We start from the raw sequence: 2,023 nt of genomic DNA, 5'->3' as shown, positions 1-2,023 counted from the left end.
ACCACCCGGACGTCACGGTGGAACCGGAGCCGATCTACGTCCGCGACGGGAGCGTCTCCACCTCCGCCGCCGCGCCCCGCCGGGCAGTCCCGCAGGAGCTTTTTGATCTCCGCCCCACGACAGTGACCACGCCCGTCCTCAACACCCGACCAGCCAAAACACCCAAGCCTGACAGGCCGTCACTGACACCCACCCACCGACACCAAACCGGCACATCGCACGCAACATAGCTCCGCCACACGCGCCGCGTTCAACCATTCCCACAGGACAGCGATCACCGAACGTAATGTGGCTGTCGCGCAGCTACACACCTGTATGACAGGTGCCGGCGACGAGGAAAGATGATGATGGCCGTACCCTTCCAACTCCCCTTCCGCGCGGCTGTCGCGTCCGTTGCAGCAGTCGCCGCTCTCAGCGTCCCCGTGGCCCAGAAGACAGATAGCCACACGCCGCGCTTTGAGCTGGCTGCCCTGTCCATGGTGGCACCTTCCCCAGTGCGCTCCGCGCACCGCCCGGAGCCGCGCCCGGGAAGGACGCACAAGCGGCGGAAGGCCGAGCGCGACACACGGACTTCGATGCACGCACCGATCGCTGCACCATCAATGAAGCCGGCGAAGCGCCACTCCGTCGCAACGCCTCCGCCAGATATTCGAATCGTCTCTTACGAGAACTGCAGTCCCCACCCGCAGCCCTGCATTGACGCCGGAGCACTGACCATGTACGCCCGGAACATCCTCGCGGGACACGACTACATGGGCTATCAGTGGCTTTCCCGCGTCCCCATCGACCACAGGGTCCGCGTCGACTCCGGCCCGCTCAAAGGAGCGTACAAGGTCTATGGCCACCTGACGATCAGCCGCCAAAGCGGACTCGTCCCGACATTCCCCGGCTCGCCTTCGCTCATTCTGCAGACATGCGAAGGGCACACGACGGCGTTCTCATTGCTGCACCGGTCCTAGCAGCAACGCCACTCGAGCTTGCAACAAATAGCGATCACGAACTGCCAAAGGCCGGGGTCGATTTGCGATATACCGCCGTCGTCGCAGTGAGCCACCTGTGCATATACCGCTTCATGGCACATGCAGCCGGCCCCCAGCCCTAGCCCGAAGCAGCCAGGGACCGTTGAACACATGACATGGCCAGGGGGCGGACTGGGGGTGGACCGACCACAACCACGCGTCTGCCAGACCAACCTATCCACCCCCCACACGTTACGCCCGCACATCGGGACCGTGTCAGCGAACACCGCACCGACACCGCGACGCCGAAGACAGGCGCGGAGCCACAAGGCCACACCAGGCGTGTGCCCGGCCGGGGACAGCGCTGTCGCACGAGAGTGTGCAGGTAGGAGGCCCCGCCAACCTTGTTGATCTCGCCGCGCCGGGTGAGTTCCGCCGCGACCGTGATCGGGTCGGCAGGCTCACCGGCCGCGTACACGTCCATGATCGCGGCGTAGATCGTCTCGTGGGCCGGCTTGTAGAAGTCCCGGCCCCTGAGGATCTCGGACACCTTGCCGATGGCGTCCTTCGACAGCAGGATGCCGCCCAGCACCGACTGCTCGGAGTCCAGATCGTGCGGCGGGATCCGCTCGAAGTCGTTGCGCGCCTCATGCTTCCGCGGGAGGACGAGGTGCTGGAACTGCTGACGCGGGTGTACTAGGGTCCGTCTTCAAAGATCATCGGGTGGTGGATCATGGTGGGGTGATACGCCGCCATGGACTCACCAACCAGGAGTGGGAGTTTGTCGCTCCCCTCACACCGAGGGCTGCCACGGGACGGCCAGGCGTGGAGGACCGGCAGGTCATCAACGGGATGGTCTGGAGGACTCGCGATTGAGGTTGCGACACGAGATGAGGGGCCTGACACGTTCAGGCCCCTCGTTGTTCCCGAAGCAGTTCAGGATTTCGGCGCTCACGCTTTCCCGTTGGCCCCGTCGTGCCGCATGGGCATGGCGCTTTGGTGCCGGCCTGCCCCAGCGCTGTCAGACGGGCTGGTTGTACGGGTCAGGGACCAAGCAGAACCTG

The 2,023-nt window shown here is 65.1% G+C and carries 1 pseudogene; it reads right to left on the bottom strand.

What is annotated here, in order from left to right:
- Positions 1-1,329: 1,329 nt before the first annotated feature.
- Positions 1,330-1,593: pseudogene (locus AB0N17_RS46335) on the bottom strand (DnaB-like helicase N-terminal domain-containing protein); the annotation flags it as partial.
- Positions 1,594-2,023: the final 430 nt, after the last annotated feature.

It is taken from the genome of Streptomyces sp. NPDC051133 (assembly GCF_040682635.1).
Lineage (GTDB): Bacteria > Actinomycetota > Actinomycetes > Streptomycetales > Streptomycetaceae > Streptomyces.
This window is presented reverse-complemented; position numbering and strand designations above follow the sequence as displayed.